Raw genomic sequence first — 17,943 nt, forward strand, 5'->3', positions numbered from 1 at the left:
AACGAAAAATCGACCAAAACAGTCGATTAGTAACGCAATATTTACTAATTTAAGCTTCCGGCCCGTGTAAAATACTTATAATACCACGAATCATGAAGATCACTGATGATCACACCCTTGCTGGTGGACACATGCACGAACTTATTGTTATGCAAATAAATACCGACATGGTCAATATCCCTGCGGCCGAAGGAGAAAAAGACAAGGTCGCCTTCTTCCAATTGCCGTTCGTACTTACGCTTGATGTCATCAGCCATCTCCTTAGATGCGCGCGGGGCTGATTTACCGTAAACGTCGCGCATGACCATGCCTACGAATGCGGAGCAATCCACTCCTCGACGGTCGGTCCCTCCGGTGCGGTGCGGGATGCCCATCCAATCATCGATGTAAGCATATAATGCCGGACTCCGCAGCTCATCGGTGCGGACACCCAGTACCTGTGCGTACCCCTCGAGCAATCCCCGACCAACCGGGCGCACATCTTTGGGAGCAGCGGAGGCGTCCGTGCGAATCGTGGTTCTTGCTTTCTGACCGCGTGCCGGCGTGGCACCACTTGGCGGAAGCGCGTTTTTGCGTGTGAGACAGCCACTGAGGAGCAACGCACAAAGGGATAGGCAGAGCCATATACCTGCCTTGGGATATGTTCGTACTGTGGTCATTTATAGATCGCAATTTCGATTTCACCGGTTTCGGTAATCGTGCCCCGGTACATGCCGGCGGTGTTGAACGGCATGGCCATGTGGCCTGCATTGTCCAAGGCGATCATACCGCCGTCTCCGCCCATTTTTCCAATCTTTTCGATCACCGCCGATGCCGCCTCGGCTACAGGCGTATCGCCGTATTCCATTTGGGCGGCCACATCGTAAGCCGCAATTCCCCGGATGAAAAACTCACCCCATCCTGTGCATGAGATGGCCACGCGCTCGTTGGCATACGTGCCGGCACCGATAATGGGGGCATCGCCCACACGTCCATACTGCTTATTGGTCATGCCGCCGGTAGACGTCCCGGCTGCCAGCTGTCCGTCTTTATCCAATGCTACGGCGCCTACCGTGCCATATTTGTAATCATTGGCCAATGCCATGCTTGAAGACTGCTTGTTTTCATCGTGATCGAGTTGCGTTTTGAGCGAGTCCCTTTTCAATACCCGCTGCAACGCTTCCCACCGATTCTCAGTCCGGAAATAACTTGGGTCGACGATTTCAAGCCCCTTGGAAGCCGCAAATGTTTCAGCCCCCTTTCCGGTAAGCATGACGTGTTCGGATTGCTCCATCACCGCCCGTGCGGCCTTGATTGGATTGCGGATCGTCGTTACCCCGGCAATGGCACCGGCTGCCCGGGTAGGTCCCCACATCACGGCAGCGTCCATTTCATTTTTACCCTCATGCGTAAAGACCGCCCCTTTGCCCGCATTGAATAGCGGGTTGTCTTCCATGATCAGGATCGCGGCCTCCACCGCATCAAGGCTGCTCTTACCCGCCTGCAGCTGGGCATATCCGGCCTGCAAGGCCTGCGTGAGCGCATCGGTGAATGCCTTTTCCGTCTCGGGGGTCATGTTTTCCTTCAAGATCGTGCCGGCCCCTCCGTGGATGACCATGACATAGCGGGTTTGACCGAGCGTAGGGGAGTAGAGGGCTAATATCAGTAGCAACGTAGATAAATACTGCATTTGAGTGATGGTTAACTGTTAAATACGGAGGCCAATTTAAATAAAAAATTTAATTGCAACGGAAACCGCAGGGAAGGTAGCTCCCCTGGTTACACATTTGGGTTTAGGATGCGCGATAAATCACAGCATCGGGAAATCTTTGTCCATTGATGTAGTGTCCAAAAAAGTTAATCCTACCTATTTCATCCCCTGTATGAAGCATCTTTTGGAGGGATTGTGCAAGGTTGTCGCGCACATCGATCACACGAATATCCGCAAGTGAAATTGGAATATTGTTTTCGAGAATAGTCTCTTGAATTCGTTTGTAGTAGGGTCTTGATCCATTGGCTTTAACCCCATCCATGGCGACTAAAAGTGACCAAGCATAATCGTCATCAGACAATTTTGCAAGGAATGCCGTAGGTATGCGAATTCCTTTTTTATCTAATGCGGTAATAAGCTTCCTGCCCGCATCATATAACTCATCTACCAATATTGCTGTACCCATGATAATATTCCTTTGTTTTTACTAAGAATTGCATTTATCAATTCTTCAGCTTGATTTTTATCATACTTTTTGTACCGAGATTGCTCATTCCAGTCTTTTACTATTGTCCAGTTCATGATGAATTCACCATCACTTTTCAATGTCTCATATGATGTGTTTAAATCATCATCAAATTTAATTAATTTTTGCAGATCGTGCGTATATATATCGTTGATGAATTTCTTCTCCGGAATGTTATGTTCACTGATTTGTTTTGCTAAACACGCCTTAACACCACATTCCAACGCATAGCCCGCTAAATAGTATGCCCCACTATAGTGACCGTTAGCTAACAATGTCTTCGCTTCGTCAATACGCAACTTTGCAATCAGCTTAAACTCTTCTCTTTTCATAAGATAGTTAATTTGGCGATCAGGTCTACAGTCAGGGCTTCTTTCTTATAGCTGTAAAGATAAAAATTTTAGTAATTCAAGTCAAGAAAAATACTTGGCTTTTTTTACCGTGCATACCCGTTTGAGCTCGCAGTGGTTCGCAATAGCGAAGGGGTATACTTCGTGTTCCTTGAACAAAGGGATACGGGTAAAGACAACAATGTCGGTCATAACACTGCAAATACACTGATCACACTATTGCGGTAGATCAAAAGAAAACAACTCGACATTATGGGGCCGCACGATTACTCAATCTGCCGTATTTCCACCGGGAAATGACCATTTGTGTTACCTTTGCACCATGGTCATCAAAACGGCGACGTTTATCAGCAGCAATAACCGGGTGGACAAACTGCCAGCCGCTAACTTGCCGGAGTATGCATTTATCGGACGTTCGAATGTCGGTAAATCATCTCTTATCAATGCCCTGACGGGAAATCGCCATTTGGCCAAGACATCGCAGACACCGGGTAAAACCCAGTTGATCAACCACTTTCTGATCAATGATGCCTGGTATCTGGTGGATTTGCCAGGCTATGGGTTTGCAAAGACGTCCAAAAGCAATCGCGCCGCGTGGGAAAAGTTTATTCGCCGCTACCTGTTGATGCGCGAAAACCTGCTATGCGTGTTTGTCCTGATTGACAGCCGCCTTGATCCGCAGCGGCTCGATCTGGATTTCTGCTGTTGGCTCGGCGAAAACAGCATCCCGTTTATGCTGGTTTTCACCAAAGCTGATAAGCAGTCGCAAGCCAAATCGACCGCCAATGTTGAAAAGTTTAAGCGGGCGCTCCAGCAATGGTTTGAGGAGGTGCCTCCGCTTTTTCTTACGTCAGCCGAGACGGGTATGGGTTGCGAACCCCTGTTGACGACCATTGATGACATTAATCAGAACTTTCAGCCTGTTGACGTCGATCGCTAGCTTACGTTTATGAAGAAATATTTTTCGCTTGTCCTGTTTGCACACAGTGTGTTTGCACTGCCCTTTGCCATCATTGGTTTCTTTCTTGCCATTAACACGACCGGTTATCGTTTTGATTGGCTCCAATTGGTGCTGATGCTCGCCTGCATGGTTTTTGCCCGTAATGCAGCGATGGCGTTCAACCGTTACCTGGATCGCGATATCGATGCCGCCAATCCACGCACCGCCATGCGCGACATCCCCGCAGGCCGGGTAAGCGCCGGTCAGGCGCTGGCATTCACGGTTATCAATTGCCTGCTGTTCATCGCAGCTACCTGGTTTATCAACCGGATCTGCTTTTTCTTGTCGCCGGTAGCGCTCGCAGTGGTATTGGGCTACAGTTATATGAAGCGGTTGACGCCGCTTTGTCACCTGGTGCTCGGCTTAGGGTTGGGCTTGGCTCCGCTTGGCGCCTATCTCGTCGTCGCGGGTGCATTTGATATTATCCCTGTTTTCTATTCGCTGGCGGTATTGTTTTGGGTCGGTGGATTTGATATCATTTATGCGTTACAGGACGAGGAATTTGACCGCCAGCATCACCTGAATTCGATTCCCGCTTGGCTGGGCAAACGGAAGGCCCTGCGGGTATCGGAGGTCTTTCATGTCCTTTCGGCTGTATTCGTGATATTGCCCATGTTTTTCATTTCGTTAAGCTGGTTTTATTTTCTTGGTGTGATCTTCTATTGCGGATTGCTCATCTATCAACACCGGATCGTAAGCCCCTCGGATTTAAGCAGAGTAGACCGCGCCTTCATGACCACTAATGGCATTGCCTCCGTGGTGTTCGCCTGTTTTTTCCTGTTGGATATGGTTTTTTGATTTGCCTTTACCTGAATAAATGCCTTTATTTGCAGAAATCCAAAAATCAATGGCGAAAAACTTACTGATTGTAGAGTCACCGGCAAAAGCGAAAACAATAGAAGGATACCTGGGTAAGGATTTTCTGGTCAAATCCAGCTACGGTCATATCCGTGATCTGGTGAAGACGGATGACGCCATCGATACCGCCAATAACTTTGAACAGAAATATGAGGTTCCCGCTGATAAGAAAGCGGTGGTCAGTGAGTTAAAGAAACTCGCCAAAGCAGCCGAAACGGTATGGCTCGCGTCCGACGAGGACCGCGAAGGAGAGGCCATTTCTTGGCATTTATATGAAACCCTTGGTCTGCACAATGACAAGACCAAGCGCATTGTTTTCCACGAAATTACCAAGCCGGCCATCCTCAAGGCCATTGAAACGCCGAGGAGCATTGACTTTAATTTGGTCAACGCCCAACAGGCGCGTCGGGTACTCGACAGGTTGGTCGGGTTTGAACTTTCGCCGGTACTGTGGAAAAAAGTAAAACCGGCCCTTTCGGCAGGCAGGGTGCAGTCTGTCGCCGTTCGTTTGATTGTCGATCGCGAACGGGAGATCAACCGGTTCAACGCCGAGGCGGCATTTAAAATCGTAGCGATTTTTCATACCGATAATCCCAAGGAACTGTTCAAGGCGGAGCTGCCGAAGCGGTTCGCCGCGATCGCCGATGCCGAGCGTTTCCTTGCGGACTGCGCCGATGCCGGTTTCGTGGTCAATAGCTTGGAAACAAAGCCTTCCAAGCGGAATCCGGCAGCACCCTTCACAACATCGACCTTGCAACAGGAGGCCAGTCGTAAGCTTGGCTTCTCCGTGGCCCGTACCATGTCGGTCGCTCAACGGCTTTACGAAGCCGGACGCATCACCTATATGCGTACCGACTCCGTCAACCTTAGCGATACGGCGCTTCAGGGCGCCGAAGAGGAAATCAAGTCGGCATACGGCGGCAACTATCATAAGCGCCGGCAGTACCGTACCAAATCAGCGGGTGCGCAAGAGGCGCACGAAGCCATCAGGCCCACGTACTTCGACCGGCACACGATTGAAGGCGACAATGCTGAGCGACGGCTGTATGAACTGATTTGGAAACGGGCTATCGCCTCACAGATGAGCGAGGCGGAGTTTGAGAAAACCACGGCGAAGATCGGGATTTCAACACGGGATGAAGAATTGGTAGCCAATGGAGAAGTCATGCGTTTCGACGGGTTTCTCAAGGTTTATTTCGAATCGACCGATGAGGATCAGGAGCCCAGCATGGATGAGGATGTGGCCAATGCCTTATTGCCTCCGCTGAAAAAGGATCAACCGGTACGCTTGAAGACGATGACGGCGACTGAGCGTTTCTCGCGCCCGTCCGCCCGGTATACCGAGGCGAGCCTGGTCAAGAAACTGGAGGAGCTGGGCATCGGCCGCCCGTCCACCTATGCACCTACGATCTCCACCATCCAAAACAGGGGTTATGTCGTGAAGGAAGACCGCGACGGCAAGCCAAGGGACTTCCGGGTATTGGAACTGGTGGGGGGTAAGCTGTCGACGTTGACGAAAACCGAGATCACCGGGGCTGAAAAATCCAAGCTATTCCCAACGGATATCGGCGTAGTGGTCAATGACTTTCTCGTGGAGCACTTCAAGGGGATTGTGGATTTTAACTTCACGGCTAAAGTGGAGAAGGAATTTGACGAAATCGCACAGGGTTTGAAGGAATGGACGGATATGCTTCACGGGTTTTACAAGCCGTTTCATATGGAAGTAGAAACCACCATTAAAACGGCTGATCGGGCGACGAATGAGCGGGAGCTCGGTGCCGACCCACAAACAGGCAAACGGGTGAGCGTGCGCATCGGGCGGTTCGGGCCCATGGTGCAAATCGGATCGGCCGACGACGAGGAAAAGCCGCGGTTTGCGAGCTTGCGGCCGGGACAGATGATTGAAACGATCACCTTTGAGGATGCGCTGGAGTTGTTCAAATTGCCTAAAAAGGTCGGTGAATTTGAGGGTAAGGAGATGACCGTGGCGATCGGTAAGTTTGGTCCCTATATCCGCCATGATAATGCGTTTTATTCGCTTCCGAAGGAAGTGGATCCGCACGATGTAACCACGGATTCGGCGATCCAAATTATTCGGGATAAACGTCAAAAGGATATTGAAAAGGTCGTCAAGGTGTTTGACGAAAATCCCGATGCTCGGATCGAGAACGGCCGGTGGGGACCTTTTATTCGGTTTGGCAAGCAGAACATCAAGATACCCAAAGGTACGGAAGCGACTGATGTGACCTATGCCGATGTGCTTAAATGGGCCGAAGCCGGCGAGCAAAAACCGAAGAAGAAAGCGAAGGGACGGAAGTAGGAGGGTGACATGAAAAAAGATCTGCCGGAAAATATTGTCCAGGATATCTCGGTTGCGGCGGTGCTGGAGAGCGACTCGCCTGCGGGACAGGTATGGTATGTGTACCTCATCAATGAAAAGGATGTGCCGGTAAAAAACGTAATGGTGAGCTCAAAAGGATATGGGACCAAGGACGAAAAGGAGGTGAAGACATCCATTTTAAGGCATTTTATCGGTGATATCGATCCGCATGACTATGCAAAGATCGAGGCCATCGACGAGCAGGTGTTCGGACTGACCAATGAATACTGGGTTAGCTATTATATTGACGGCACCATCTATGACAAAAAATACATTTTCCTTCCGGAGAGCATCATTGATGAAAACCTAATGAAAATCCCGGTACTGAATAAACCCGGCGTGTTGATCGGAGGCGTCAGTTGATCGATGGCAAGGACGAACCATATCATCGCCATCGACGGCTACTCTTCTTGCGGCAAAAGTACGCTGGCCAAGGCACTGGCTAAGGCATTGCATTATGTCTATATCGATAGCGGTGCCATGTACCGCGCCGTGACCCTCTACATCATCCGGCATGCCATACCCTTGGAAGATGAGGAGAAAGTAGCCGAAGCGCTCCGCGACATCCATATCGACTTCCATCCCGAAGGGGGCAGCACGCGGATTTTGCTCAATGGAGAAGACGTATCTGAGGAAATCAGGCAAATGTATGTCTCGGATTATGTCAGCGAGGTGAGCGCCATCAAGGCGGTGCGGCAGGCGATGGTTGCCCAGCAGCAGCGAATGGGACAGCGGCGGAACATCGTGATGGATGGGCGGGACATCGGTACGACTGTCTTCCCCGATGCTGATCTGAAGATCTTCATGACGGCAGATCCCAAGGTGCGGGCTGAAAGGCGATACCTCGAACTGAAAAACAAGGGAACGGAAATTACCCTTGAAGAGGTTTTTGAAAACCTGGCGCATCGCGACTACATCGATACGACACGGGAGGAAAGTCCGCTGATACGGGCCGAAGATGCCATCATATTAGACAATACCGACCTTACTGAAGCCGAGCAGCTGCAATTTGTGCTCGACGGACTGCCGCACTGATCGCGCTATTCCGTGTGCCCCGGATATGCGGCCAAGCCTTTTTCGAGGCATATCAATGCCTTTTTCAAGTCGTTGATATTTAATACGTAAGCTAATCTTACTTCATCTTTCCCTGCGCCTGGTGTGCTGTAGAATCCGCTTGCGGGAGCCATCATCACCGTTTGGTTTTCGTAGGCGAAATGCTCCAGCATCCATTGGCAGAAACGATCGGCGTCGTCAATAGGGAGGCGGGCGACCACGTAGAATGCACCGCCCGGATTGGGACAGTAGACGCCGCTGATGTCATTGAGTCCGGCCACTAAGGCATTTCTCCGTGCGGTATATTCCGCTTTGACGGAATCAAAATAGCTTTGCGGCGTATCCACAGCGGCTTCCGCCGCGATTTGGGCCACCGCAGGCGGACTGAGCCGTGCTTGTGCAAATTTGAGTGCCGCGCTCCAGACGTCCTTGTTTTTGGTGATCATACACCCCAAGCGGGCTCCGCATGCGCTGTACCGTTTGGATACGGTATCCAATACGATCACGTGTTGCTCAAGCCCTTCGAGGTGCATGGGTGACACAAATTCGCGGTCATCGTAGCAAAACTCGCGATAAGCCTCATCGGATAACAGAAAGAGGTCGTGCTTGAGGCAAAGATCGCGCAGGGCTTCCAGTTCCTCGCGCGAATACAGGTAACCCGTCGGATTATTCGGATTGCAAATGGCAATGGCTTTCGTTTTTTCGGTGATCAACTCTTCGAATGCCGCAATCGGCGGCAACGCAAATCCGCTGTCCATGTAAGACAGGATGGGCTTAATCGTAATGCCGGCCGAACGGGCAAAGCCGTTGTAATTGGCATAGAACGGTTCGGGGATGATGATTTCCTCTCCCGGATTGATGCAAGCCTGCATCGCGATGGTGATGGCTTCGGAACCGCCATTGGTGACGAGGACATCGGTTGGTGTGATGTTATACCCTAATTGGTTGTAATAACCACTGAGCTTATGGCGATAGGAAGCGGTTCCTTCCGAGGGCGTGTAGGCCCAAACCTTGAAATCAATGTTTTTGATGGCATCCAACATGACTTGAGGAGTCTCGATATCCGGCTGCCCGATATTGAGGTGATAGACGTGTTTACCCTCCTGCTTCGCCTTGTCGGCATAGGGCGTTAGTTTACGGATGGGAGAGGCCGGCATTTCGCGGCCCTTGACGGATATAGAAGGCATAATGCTGCGCTATTTTTGCTGCAAACTTAAGGATAGCTTTTGACTTCACGGCATAAAAAAACCGCTAATCATTTAGCGGTTTCTGGATCTTGATTAAGCGATTGTCAACTAACCGGTTACTTCACCTTTAATGTAAAGCGTCTTTACCGGTGTCTTGGTATTGGAACGCACGGTGAAATTTTTGGTGAAGGGCTGTTTCGCCGCTGCATTGAACGTCACCGATATGGTGCCTTTTTCACCGGGTTTTACCGGAGTCTTGGTAAACTCGGCAACGGAACAACCGCAAGAGGGTTTTACCTCGCTAATGATGATCGGCTCCGTGCCGGCATTTTCAAAGGTAAACACGTGGGTTACCGGCTTGCCCTGCGGAATCTTGCCAAAGTCGTGTGTTTCCTTATCGAATTTAAATTCTGCCTTGCTATTATTTTGCTGACCCAAGGCAGTTGTACAAATAAACGCGACCAACACGGCGCATATCGTAGCAATCTTTTTCATCATGTTTTTCTTTAGTTTTTTGTTTCAGTACTGTTTATCTGCTATACAAACGTACTGTTTTGGAATGATAAGGTCAAATAATGTTCCAAATTTTAGGGGATATTGAGGTATTTATGGGTTTGCAGTGAAATCTCCCATTTCGGGTGCTGCTTTACATATTCCACAATTAGCGGTGTCATCGCTTGGGCATTAGACCATTCTGGCTGCAGGTAAAGCCGGCAATTTTTTGGGGCGAGCGCTGCATGTTGCTCGGCCCAGTCAAAGTCGCTTTTATTGAAGATGATGACTTTCAGTTCGCCTGCGGCAGCAATGACATCGGGCAGCGGCCGCTTGAACTTCTTTGGTGACAGGCATATCCAGTCCCAATGCCCGCTCAATGGATAAGCGCCGGAAGTCTCCATGAAAGTCTTGATCCCCGCCGCTTGCAATCCATGGGTAAGGTAATCGAGGTCATAGAGCAATGGCTCTCCGCCGGTGACTACCACTGTTTTTGAGGGATATTGCTTTGCATGCTCGATGATGGTGTCTGCGTCAGTAAGCGGGTGCAATTCGGCATTCCAGCTTTCTTTGACATCACACCAATGGCATCCCACATCACACCCCCCCAAACGGATAAAATAAGCTGCTTTGCCCGTGTGGTATCCCTCACCTTGGATGGTGTAAAATTCTTCCATCAAAGGAAGTTGTGTGCCGTCTATTGGTACCTGTTGAGCCATGTTATCTTTGCGCGGCAAAGGTACGGAAATTTACGGAAATCAAATTTTTTAACCCGACTGTCGCGTTTTATCGGGTTTCTTCGTCAATATCATAAACTAACTGATATTTTTGTCGGACCTAAAACAAAATACTGATGAATTTCGCGACACGAATGGTTTATCCTTGGGCAAAGTTGCTGTTAATGGCTTGCTTGCCCGCCGTCTTATTTATGGCATGCAGCGATCAGGTGGAAACCACCTATACGTATCGTGCCCAGGTACCGGTGTATATGGAGGTGGAGACGTTCCGCGCGGCGGACATCGGCTTACGTCCACCCAAACCCCTGATGACCACCGGAAAAATCTATGTTTATGGCGATTATCTTTTCATCAACGAGCCGATGAAGGGTATTCACATCATTGACAACCGCAACCCCGCCAACCCAAAAAATCTGAATTTTATCGACATTCCCGGGAATGTGGATATGGCTGTCAATAGCGATATCCTGTATGCGGACAGTTATATTGACTTATTGGCTTTCGATGTCTCGAATCCCCAAAGCATTACGCTGGTTGACCGCGTGGAGGGCGTATTTCCCCACATGTTTGCAAACCTGGAGCAGACGCTTTTCGTGACCTACAAAGATACGGTCATCACCTACACCGATACGCAAAGGCACGAGGGGATGTGGTATACGGACGGGATGGCCCATTTCAACAGCGGCAGTAGTGAGCATGGCGGTGCCAGCTATGGCCAGGGCGGATCCCTTGCCCGGTTTACGCTGGCAAGGGGACATCTATATGCTGTGGACGAAAGTAGTTTGCGGTTATTTGATGTCAAAACAGCCGATAAGCCGCAATTCGTGAGCGACATTCCCCTGGGGTGGGGCATAGAAACGATCTTTCCTTATGACAATAAGCTCTTTATCGGTTCCACTACGGGTATGCATATCTATGACGTCTGCAACCCGGCCAGTCCACAGGAAATGGCCGTATACAGCCACATTACCGCATGCGATCCGGTGGTGGTGAATGACAAGTATGCCTTTGTCACCTTGCGGAGCGGTAACATTTGCCAGCAGGGGGCGGATCTATTGGAGGTCGTCGATATCCAAGATCCGTATCATCCCCAATTGCTGAAGTCTTATCCCATGCAAAATCCGCACGGATTGGGACTCGCAGGCGACAACCTCTACGTTTGTGAGGGCAACAGTGGATTGAAGAGTTTTAAGGTCACCGATGTAATGAACATCAGCAACCACCTAATGGAGCACCTCGAAGACAAAAAAGCCATTGATGTTATCCCGGCACCGAAGTCGCTGGTGGTCACCGGGCCTGAGGGCGTATATCAATACGACTACAGCACCCCCGACAAACTGAAATTACTCAGCCATATCGCTGTTAATTGATGCGTCATTGATGAGCAGATCATTTCAATTGAGTGCTGTAGGAATATTCCTATGGTGTATCGCCGGCGGCTATGCAAAGGGACAGGCGATTCATTTTACAAGCCAAACAGAATTGGGTATGCTGCCGGCTAAACGACCGTTTATGGCCCCCAGCGGGTTTACGGCACAAACATTCAACGGCGTATGGCTCCATGCCTTTGCCGAACTCGGAGCCACCGTTGGTGTAGATGCCTATCCCGACATGACGCTCGTGCCGTTGGCGGTTGGGTGGCGGGGCGTGATGCATGCGGGAGACGTGTCGCCATACCTGGGACTGGATGTAGGGTATGGCTTCACTTGGTTCAAGAAAGAGACCGCTACCCAATGGTATGACGGCGGACTTATGTTCAACCCTGCAATCGGTATCCGGATCAGGTCGAAGGGAAAGGATCGCTTTACCTTGAGCGCCGGTTACAAACGGCAAACCTATTCGGCCTACGAGGGAATCCCAAATGTGGAGGGTTTTACCGCCACGACCCCAGCAGACAGCTCCCTGCCCCCCGGTATGGCTTGGCTGCGCAAGGATACGTACACCCTCCAGCGGATGTCGGTGAGATTGGGGATTGTTTTCTAGATTCCTTTTACTACCTTTGCGACGAAAAATCAATCACATTTGTATTGTGGTTTATTGCATTTTTTTAACGAACACCAATCATAGTTGTAGATGATTAAAATTACCCTACCTGATGGTTCCGTGCGGGAATATGCACGGGGAACCACCGCGATGGAAATCGCACAATCCATTTCAGAAGGCTTGGCCCGCAATGTATTGGCTGCAGCAGTCAACGGCGAGGTGTGGGACGCTTCGCGTCCGATCGAACAAGACGCTGCTGTACAGCTGCTTACGTGGAATGATGCCAAGGGGAAAGCCACCTTTTGGCACTCTTCGGCGCACCTCATGGCCGAGGCATTGGAAGCGCTGTATCCGGGCATCCAGTTCGGCATCGGTCCGGCCATCGAAACCGGCTTCTATTACGATGTGGATTTTGGCGGACAGGAATTTTCTTCGGATGATTTCAAGCAGATCGAAGACAAGATGATCGAGCTTGCCCGCGGCAAATCCGATTATGTGCGCAAGCCGGTGAGCAAGGCTGAAGCTGAAGCCTATTTCACTGAAAAAGGCGATGAGTATAAGCTGGACCTGATCAAGGACCTGCCTGACGGAAGCATTACGTTTTACACGCAGGGCAACTTTACGGACCTCTGTCGCGGTCCGCATATCCCCAACACCGGTTTTATCAAGGCGGTCAAACTGACCAACGTGGCCGGCGCTTATTGGCGGGGTGATGAGACGCGTAAGCAACTTACCCGTATTTACGGGGTGACCTTTCCGAAAGCCGGTGAATTGGCGGATTACCTCCACATGATCGAAGAGGCCAAGAAACGCGATCACCGCAAGCTGGGACGTGAACTGGAACTGTTTGCATTTTCCGAAAAGGTGGGCATGGGGCTTCCGCTGTGGCTGCCCAAGGGCGCGCGGTTGCGGCAAAAACTGATTGATTTTATGCAACGGGAGCAGGTCAAGGCGGGCTACGAGCCGGTAGTGACCCCCCATATCGGACATAAGAGCTTATATGTCACCTCGGGGCATTATGAAAAGTATGGGGCAGATTCGTTTCAGCCCATTCATACGCCCCAAGAAGGGGAGGAGTTTCTGTTGAAACCCATGAACTGTCCGCATCATTGCGAAATTTATAAGACAAAGCCGCGTTCCTATAAAGACTTGCCTATCCGGTTTGCCGAATTCGGTACGGTGTACCGCTATGAGCAGAGCGGCGAATTGCATGGACTTACCCGCGTACGCGGCTTCACGCAGGATGATGCGCACCTCTTCTGCCGCCCAGACCAGGTAAAGGAAGAGTTTAAGAAGGTCATCGATCTGGTGCTCTATGTATTTGGTGCGCTGGGTTTTGATGACTATACTGCGCAGGTGTCGCTGCGCGACCCGGATAACCGGGGGAAATACATCGGCAGCGACGAAAATTGGGACCGTGCGGAGAAGGAGATCATCGAGGCGGCAGCCGAAAAGGGATTGAAGACGGTCGTTGAGTACGGAGAGGCGGCATTCTATGGACCGAAGCTGGATTTCATGGTGAGGGACGCCCTGGGCCGCAAATGGCAGCTGGGGACTATTCAGGTCGACTATAACCTGCCCGAACGCTTTGAACTGGAGTATACCGGTAGCGACAATACGAAGCATAGGCCGGTCATGATCCACCGTGCACCGTTCGGATCGTTGGAACGTTTCGTCGCGGTATTGATCGAGCACTGCGCCGGACAGTTTCCCTTATGGCTCGCTCCGGAGCAGTTCATCATCCTTCCGGTATCCGAAAAATACGAAGAATATGCAAAAAAACTTTTAAAATCGCTCAATAATTCCGATATTCGCGGCTTGATTGACCTTCGAGATGAGAAGGTCGGCCGGAAAATCAGGGATGCAGAATTGAAAAAAATCCCCTACATGCTCATCGTTGGCGAAAAAGAGGCAGAAAACGGTACGGTTTCTGTTCGGAAACACGGCCAGGGAGATCTGGGTACGATGCGTGTAGATACGTTTGGCGAACAGTTAATTAAAGAAATAACCGTTTAATTATTTTAGACATTTGGCATTAAATAGACCAGGATTCAGAGGCCCGAGACCTCCGTTTAGAAAGAAGGAGCCGGAGCACCGTATCAATGAGCACATCAGGGTACCCGAGGTACGATTAGTAGGCGATAATGTGGAGCAGGGGATATACCCCACACGCAAGGCATTGGAGCTTGCTGATGAATTGGAACTGGATTTAGTGGAGATTTCGCCGAATGCTGTCCCTCCGGTTTGCAAGATCACGGATTATAGCAAGTTCATCTACGAACAGAAAAAGAAGCAGAAAGAGATCAAGGCAAACGCCAAGCAAACGGTTATCAAGGAGATCCGCTTCGGACCCAACACGAATGACCATGACTTTGAGTTTAAGCTCAAGCATGCGATCAAGTTTTTGGAATCCGGAGAAAAAGTACGGGCATATGTCCATTTCAAGGGACGGGCCATTGTATACAAGGAGCAGGGTGAGATCCTGTTGCTGCGTTTTGCGCAAGCCCTTGAAGACTACGGTAAAGTGGAACTGCTGCCCAAGTTGGAAGGCAAGCGCATGTTCCTCACGGTAGCACCAAAGAAATAAGGAATAAGTAACTAACAAAATCGATATAAAAATCAGTGAATCATGCCAAAAGTGAAAACCAATTCCAGTGCGAAGAAACGCTTTAAGCTTACTGGAACAGGTAAGATTGCCAGGAAGCATGCTTTCAAAAGTCATATCCTGACCAAGAAAAGCACCAAGCGCAAACGCAATCTGACGCAGACCGGTTTAGTGTCTGAAGCGGATATGGGCAACGTGAAACGTATGCTCGCTATCGGAAAATAACTGAAAAGTTAGAAGTAAAAAGGAAAAAATTAAAAATCAGTAACCAGGTATCGGGTTGTAAGACCGTTGCAAAACACGGCGCCTATTACCAAAAAACAAGAAAATCATGCCACGTTCGGTTAACGCAGTAGCGTCGAGAAGAAGACGCAAGAAGATCCTCAAAATGGCCAAAGGCTATTATGGGGCACGCAGCAAGGTATATACCGTTGCGAAGAATACAGTAGAAAAAGGATTGCAGTACGCTTATCGCGACCGCAAAACCAAAAAAAGGGAATTCAGGGCTTTATGGATACAGCGTATCAACGCCGGTGCCCGTCAATATGGAATTTCATATTCCCAATTGATCGGTAAGCTGAGTGCCAAAAACATCGGATTGAACCGCAAGGTGCTGGCCGATTTGGCCATGAACAATCCGGAGGCATTTAAGGCCGTCGTTGATGCAGTGAAATAACGTCTAACCCATATCGAATTTGTTAGGAAGAAGGGAGACCATAAAACGGTTTCCCTTTTTTCGTTTAGCCCAATCTCCGGAACATCACTTTATGGGGACCAATCCCCGGGATTTCAAACTCCTCGGAAAGAAAGCTAAACCCGAGGTGCAGGTAGAAATCATAGGCGGCCCTGCGGGCATTACACCAAAGGTAGTCGGCCATCAACACCGTGGTCAGGTGGTCAATAGCGGCGTCCAGCAGGAGGCTGCCAATGCCCTTGCCGCGCCAATCCGGATGCGTGGCCATGCCGCGCAAACGGTATCCCAGGCCCTCGTAGCCATCCATGGTCTCAGGCTGACAGGAAAGGACGCATATGATTCCCTGTTGGGAAGAGACATACCCCATATGGAAAGTGTCTGGTGAATCGTCGCCCTGAAAATAACAGCTGTCCGGTGGCGCCCCATCCCGGAGTACCCTACTACGCAAGGGCAGCGTATCTTCGGTGCTGATAAACCTGATCATCGGCGGGCTATTTTCAATAGTAAATCGACTAATCTGTTAGAATAGCCATATTCATTGTCGTACCAGCCGACGACCTTGACCAATCCGCCTACCACTGATGTCAGTTGCGCATCGAAAATACACGAATAGGGACTGTTGATGATGTCGACGGATACGATTGGATCTTCGGTATATTGCAACACCTGTTTCAGCTCATTGGTTGCGGCGCTCCTGAAGGCGGCGTTGATTTCGTCGACGGTCGGCTGTTGACGCAGGGTACAGGTAAAATCCGTTAAGGAGCCATTCAACACCGGTACACGAATGCCAGCACCGCCGAGCTTACCTTCGAGGTGCGGAAATACACTGGTAATGGCTTTTGCCGCTCCCGTGGTGGTGGGGATGATGGACGCGGAGGCGGCACGTGCCCGGCGCAGATCGCGATGCGGCGCATCATGCAGGCTTTGGTCGCCCGTCATGCTGTGCACCGTCGTGATGTAGCCGTCTACAATGCCCCAATGTTCATCCAGCACCTTTACCAAAGGCCCTACATTGTTGGTCGTGCACGACGCATTGGATAAAATCGGCGCATGCAGGTCTACAGCGTCGTCATTGACTCCCAATACGACGGTCGGAATTTCCTTGTCTGATGAAGGCGCCGATAGGATCACCTGCTTCGCCCCGGCGTTGAGGTGTTGGATGGCTTTTTCCCTTGACGTGAATCTACCCGTGGATTCAACGACCACATCGATTCCTTCCGATTGCCAGGGAAGGTTTTCAGGGACGGGTTCCTTAAAGACTTGGATCGCATGGCCGTCTACGATCAACTGATCGGACGTTGCTTCCACCGCTCCTGGATAAGGCCCATGTACCGAGTCATATTTGAAAAGATGAGCCAGCGTAGCCGTGTCGGTCAGGTCATTAATGGCGGTAACCCGTAGACCGGTTTCGTTCCTCAGCAAAATATTTCGGAGTGTATTCCGCCCGATGCGGCCAAATCCGTTGATGGCAATGGTGATCATGATGTCATTAAGCGAACAGCCAAAGTTACATAAATAATGAGGAATCGATCCGAATAAAACAAATCGCGGTTTAGGCGTGTTTTCTGAATATGGGAAAGCACGAAGCATTTGAACCAACGGATTCAAAACAGGATCGCAAAAAGGATAAGCAAGTAGTCAAACGACCTGAAGACACCCGTTATGACCGGGATGAAGCCAACCTTGCCAATCCAGCGGTAAAAAGGAAATACAGTGAGCAGCCTCCTTCAAAGCATAACTCAAAAACGTAGGCGCTTACTTCCGGATAGAGGCAATCACCTTGTCAATATCCCGTTCGCCATCCCAATGGTCTTTCAGCTGACCATTGTTGCCGTAGACGTACACGGCGGGATACTGGGACGGGACATGGAATTTATTGATGAAATCCGCATTGCGGTCATATAACAGTTCGACATTGGGTTTTCCGACCAATGGTTTCGCATGGGTTTCCAGAAAGGCACTCATCAACGCCGGGTCGTTCATAGACACGAAGTAAAAATTAGCATCTTTTACCTCGTCATAATGTTGACCGATGTGCTTCGCCTCTTGCTGGCAATGGCTGCATGTTGGATCAAATAGGATAAACACGATGTTCCCTGTTTTGGCAAGGTCCTGCTTAGTGAACCGGATCCCGCTCCTCAGGATGTAAAAAGTGAAGTCAGGAAGGACCTGGGCGGGTTGTGCCGAAGCAGCCGGTTGGGGAGAAGATGCCTGTACGGCTGTTGCCGTAGCAGCGGCGGTGGGCTGTGCCGGGGTGGCCGCTGCCGCAGTTTCCGATTGGGAGTGCGCCGGTTTTGCGCTGTTTTGGCAGGCATGCAACACCGATAATAATAGCATTGCTCCAGTACAGGCCATCACGATATTCGTTTTCCTTATCATAGCCGCAAA

21 protein-coding genes are annotated in these 17,943 nt (G+C 50.2%); 11 read left to right on the forward strand and 10 right to left on the reverse strand.

The window, feature by feature from the left end; all coding sequences use genetic code 11:
* Positions 1 to 44 precede the first annotated feature (44 nt).
* The 4 genes from ACMGDE_RS08630 to ACMGDE_RS08645 form a co-directional block, all read right to left on the reverse strand.
* Positions 45 to 659: a C40 family peptidase gene (locus ACMGDE_RS08630; protein ID WP_436832372.1), complete on the reverse strand. Its 615-nt coding sequence runs from the start codon at positions 657 to 659 to the stop codon at positions 45 to 47.
* Positions 656 to 1,669 (reverse strand): isoaspartyl peptidase/L-asparaginase family protein, encoded by a 1,014-nt coding sequence (locus tag ACMGDE_RS08635; RefSeq protein ID WP_436832373.1) that lies wholly within the window; start codon positions 1,667 to 1,669, stop codon positions 656 to 658. Before ACMGDE_RS08635 ends, ACMGDE_RS08630 begins: the two co-directional genes overlap by 4 nt.
* Before the next feature lie 103 nt (positions 1,670 to 1,772).
* Complete coding sequence (locus ACMGDE_RS08640) at positions 1,773 to 2,156, reverse strand: hypothetical protein (RefSeq protein WP_436832374.1); 384 nt, start codon at positions 2,154 to 2,156, stop codon at positions 1,773 to 1,775.
* Positions 2,135 to 2,548 (reverse strand): HEPN domain-containing protein, encoded by a 414-nt coding sequence (locus ACMGDE_RS08645; protein ID WP_436832375.1) that lies wholly within the window; start codon positions 2,546 to 2,548, stop codon positions 2,135 to 2,137. Before ACMGDE_RS08645 ends, ACMGDE_RS08640 begins: the two co-directional genes overlap by 22 nt.
* A gap of 340 nt (positions 2,549 to 2,888) precedes the next feature.
* Here ACMGDE_RS08645 and yihA point away from each other — a divergent pair, with 340 nt between their 5' ends.
* Genes yihA through cmk form a run of 5 tightly spaced genes read left to right on the forward strand, consistent with a single transcriptional unit; the run spans position 2,889 to position 7,839 of the window.
* Complete coding sequence (yihA, locus tag ACMGDE_RS08650) at positions 2,889 to 3,506, forward strand: ribosome biogenesis GTP-binding protein YihA/YsxC (protein WP_436832376.1); 618 nt, start codon at positions 2,889 to 2,891, stop codon at positions 3,504 to 3,506.
* 9 nt (positions 3,507 to 3,515) lie between these two features.
* A complete protein-coding gene (locus tag ACMGDE_RS08655; RefSeq protein ID WP_436832377.1) occupies positions 3,516 to 4,364 on the forward strand; it encodes a UbiA-like polyprenyltransferase in 849 nt (282 codons plus the stop codon).
* A 49-nt stretch (positions 4,365 to 4,413) separates the two neighbouring features.
* Positions 4,414 to 6,744: a type I DNA topoisomerase gene (gene topA / locus ACMGDE_RS08660; RefSeq protein ID WP_436832378.1), complete on the forward strand. Its 2,331-nt coding sequence runs from the start codon at positions 4,414 to 4,416 to the stop codon at positions 6,742 to 6,744.
* Between the two features lie 9 nt (positions 6,745 to 6,753).
* A complete protein-coding gene (locus ACMGDE_RS08665) occupies positions 6,754 to 7,167 on the forward strand; it encodes a hypothetical protein (protein ID WP_436832379.1) in 414 nt (137 codons plus the stop codon).
* A 3-nt stretch (positions 7,168 to 7,170) separates the two neighbouring features.
* Positions 7,171 to 7,839: a (d)CMP kinase gene (gene cmk, locus ACMGDE_RS08670; RefSeq protein ID WP_436832380.1), complete on the forward strand. Its 669-nt coding sequence runs from the start codon at positions 7,171 to 7,173 to the stop codon at positions 7,837 to 7,839.
* A gap of 5 nt (positions 7,840 to 7,844) precedes the next feature.
* On the opposite strand, the gene ACMGDE_RS08675 is transcribed toward cmk, so the two are convergent.
* From ACMGDE_RS08675 to ACMGDE_RS08685, 3 genes are all read right to left on the reverse strand, one after another.
* A complete protein-coding gene (locus ACMGDE_RS08675; RefSeq protein WP_436832381.1) occupies positions 7,845 to 9,044 on the reverse strand; it encodes a pyridoxal phosphate-dependent aminotransferase in 1,200 nt (399 codons plus the stop codon).
* A 108-nt stretch (positions 9,045 to 9,152) separates the two neighbouring features.
* Positions 9,153 to 9,539: a DUF1573 domain-containing protein gene (locus ACMGDE_RS08680; protein ID WP_436832382.1), complete on the reverse strand. Its 387-nt coding sequence runs from the start codon at positions 9,537 to 9,539 to the stop codon at positions 9,153 to 9,155.
* 92 nt (positions 9,540 to 9,631) lie between these two features.
* Complete coding sequence (locus ACMGDE_RS08685) at positions 9,632 to 10,255, reverse strand: 7-carboxy-7-deazaguanine synthase QueE (protein ID WP_436832383.1); 624 nt, start codon at positions 10,253 to 10,255, stop codon at positions 9,632 to 9,634.
* A 134-nt stretch (positions 10,256 to 10,389) separates the two neighbouring features.
* Between ACMGDE_RS08685 and ACMGDE_RS08690 the strand changes: the two genes are divergently transcribed.
* The 6 genes from ACMGDE_RS08690 to rplT all read left to right on the forward strand — a co-directional run bounded on the left by ACMGDE_RS08690 (position 10,390) and on the right by rplT (position 15,537).
* The gene (locus ACMGDE_RS08690; protein WP_436832384.1) at positions 10,390 to 11,643 is read left to right on the forward strand and encodes an LVIVD repeat-containing protein; all 1,254 of its coding nucleotides are present in this window, start codon (positions 10,390 to 10,392) and stop codon (positions 11,641 to 11,643) included.
* A 10-nt stretch (positions 11,644 to 11,653) separates the two neighbouring features.
* Positions 11,654 to 12,256, forward strand: a complete 603-nt coding sequence (locus ACMGDE_RS08695; RefSeq protein ID WP_436832385.1) for a hypothetical protein — start codon at positions 11,654 to 11,656, stop codon at positions 12,254 to 12,256.
* A gap of 90 nt (positions 12,257 to 12,346) precedes the next feature.
* Entirely contained in the window at positions 12,347 to 14,272 is a 1,926-nt protein-coding gene (thrS, locus tag ACMGDE_RS08700; RefSeq protein WP_436832386.1) for a threonine--tRNA ligase, read from the forward strand.
* A 13-nt stretch (positions 14,273 to 14,285) separates the two neighbouring features.
* A complete protein-coding gene (gene infC / locus ACMGDE_RS08705) occupies positions 14,286 to 14,843 on the forward strand; it encodes a translation initiation factor IF-3 (protein WP_436832387.1) in 558 nt (185 codons plus the stop codon).
* Between the two features lie 42 nt (positions 14,844 to 14,885).
* Positions 14,886 to 15,086 (forward strand): 50S ribosomal protein L35, encoded by a 201-nt coding sequence (gene rpmI / locus ACMGDE_RS08710; RefSeq protein WP_090629323.1) that lies wholly within the window; start codon positions 14,886 to 14,888, stop codon positions 15,084 to 15,086.
* A 106-nt stretch (positions 15,087 to 15,192) separates the two neighbouring features.
* Positions 15,193 to 15,537 carry a 50S ribosomal protein L20 gene (gene rplT, locus ACMGDE_RS08715; RefSeq protein ID WP_436832388.1) on the forward strand — a complete coding sequence of 115 codons (345 nt, stop codon included), beginning with the start codon at positions 15,193 to 15,195 and terminating at the stop codon, positions 15,535 to 15,537.
* Positions 15,538 to 15,601: 64 nt separating this feature from the next.
* On the opposite strand, the gene ACMGDE_RS08720 is transcribed toward rplT, so the two are convergent.
* From ACMGDE_RS08720 to ACMGDE_RS08730, 3 genes are all read right to left on the reverse strand, one after another.
* Positions 15,602 to 16,039, reverse strand: a complete 438-nt coding sequence (locus tag ACMGDE_RS08720; protein ID WP_436832389.1) for a GNAT family N-acetyltransferase — start codon at positions 16,037 to 16,039, stop codon at positions 15,602 to 15,604.
* Entirely contained in the window at positions 16,036 to 17,037 is a 1,002-nt protein-coding gene (gap, locus tag ACMGDE_RS08725) for a type I glyceraldehyde-3-phosphate dehydrogenase (protein ID WP_436832390.1), read from the reverse strand. The genes ACMGDE_RS08720 and gap overlap by 4 nt, the downstream gene beginning before the upstream one ends.
* A 273-nt stretch (positions 17,038 to 17,310) precedes the next feature.
* The gene (locus ACMGDE_RS08730; RefSeq protein ID WP_436832391.1) at positions 17,311 to 17,934 is read right to left on the reverse strand and encodes a peroxiredoxin family protein; all 624 of its coding nucleotides are present in this window, start codon (positions 17,932 to 17,934) and stop codon (positions 17,311 to 17,313) included.
* Positions 17,935 to 17,943: the final 9 nt, after the last annotated feature.

Origin of the sequence: Parapedobacter brassicae (assembly GCF_051400755.1) — a bacterium.
In the GTDB taxonomy this organism is placed as follows: Bacteria; Bacteroidota; Bacteroidia; order Sphingobacteriales; family Sphingobacteriaceae; genus Parapedobacter.

Excerpts from the sequence above, each read along its gene's own strand:
- ACMGDE_RS08665 (WP_436832379.1), top strand. The coding sequence starts at position 6,754 with ATGAAAAAAGATCTGCCGGAAAATATTGTCCAGGATATCTCGGTTGCG.
- ACMGDE_RS08630 (WP_436832372.1), bottom strand. The coding sequence starts at position 659 with ATGACCACAGTACGAACATATCCCAAGGCAGGTATATGGCTCTGCCTA.
- ACMGDE_RS08645 (WP_436832375.1), bottom strand. The coding sequence starts at position 2,548 with ATGAAAAGAGAAGAGTTTAAGCTGATTGCAAAGTTGCGTATTGACGAA.
- ACMGDE_RS08680 (WP_436832382.1), bottom strand. The coding sequence starts at position 9,539 with ATGAAAAAGATTGCTACGATATGCGCCGTGTTGGTCGCGTTTATTTGT.
- ACMGDE_RS08640 (WP_436832374.1), bottom strand. The coding sequence starts at position 2,156 with ATGGGTACAGCAATATTGGTAGATGAGTTATATGATGCGGGCAGGAAG.
- ACMGDE_RS08720 (WP_436832389.1), bottom strand. The coding sequence starts at position 16,039 with ATGATCAGGTTTATCAGCACCGAAGATACGCTGCCCTTGCGTAGTAGG.
- thrS (WP_436832386.1), top strand. The coding sequence starts at position 12,347 with ATGATTAAAATTACCCTACCTGATGGTTCCGTGCGGGAATATGCACGG.
- ACMGDE_RS08730 (WP_436832391.1), bottom strand. The coding sequence starts at position 17,934 with ATGATAAGGAAAACGAATATCGTGATGGCCTGTACTGGAGCAATGCTA.
- ACMGDE_RS08635 (WP_436832373.1), bottom strand. The coding sequence starts at position 1,669 with ATGCAGTATTTATCTACGTTGCTACTGATATTAGCCCTCTACTCCCCT.
- ACMGDE_RS08695 (WP_436832385.1), top strand. The coding sequence starts at position 11,654 with ATGAGCAGATCATTTCAATTGAGTGCTGTAGGAATATTCCTATGGTGT.
- topA (WP_436832378.1), top strand. The coding sequence starts at position 4,414 with ATGGCGAAAAACTTACTGATTGTAGAGTCACCGGCAAAAGCGAAAACA.
- yihA (WP_436832376.1), top strand. The coding sequence starts at position 2,889 with ATGGTCATCAAAACGGCGACGTTTATCAGCAGCAATAACCGGGTGGAC.
- rplT (WP_436832388.1), top strand. The coding sequence starts at position 15,193 with ATGCCACGTTCGGTTAACGCAGTAGCGTCGAGAAGAAGACGCAAGAAG.
- ACMGDE_RS08685 (WP_436832383.1), bottom strand. The coding sequence starts at position 10,255 with ATGGCTCAACAGGTACCAATAGACGGCACACAACTTCCTTTGATGGAA.
- ACMGDE_RS08655 (WP_436832377.1), top strand. The coding sequence starts at position 3,516 with ATGAAGAAATATTTTTCGCTTGTCCTGTTTGCACACAGTGTGTTTGCA.
- rpmI (WP_090629323.1), top strand. The coding sequence starts at position 14,886 with ATGCCAAAAGTGAAAACCAATTCCAGTGCGAAGAAACGCTTTAAGCTT.
- ACMGDE_RS08675 (WP_436832381.1), bottom strand. The coding sequence starts at position 9,044 with ATGCCTTCTATATCCGTCAAGGGCCGCGAAATGCCGGCCTCTCCCATC.
- cmk (WP_436832380.1), top strand. The coding sequence starts at position 7,171 with ATGGCAAGGACGAACCATATCATCGCCATCGACGGCTACTCTTCTTGC.
- ACMGDE_RS08690 (WP_436832384.1), top strand. The coding sequence starts at position 10,390 with ATGAATTTCGCGACACGAATGGTTTATCCTTGGGCAAAGTTGCTGTTA.
- gap (WP_436832390.1), bottom strand. The coding sequence starts at position 17,037 with ATGATCACCATTGCCATCAACGGATTTGGCCGCATCGGGCGGAATACA.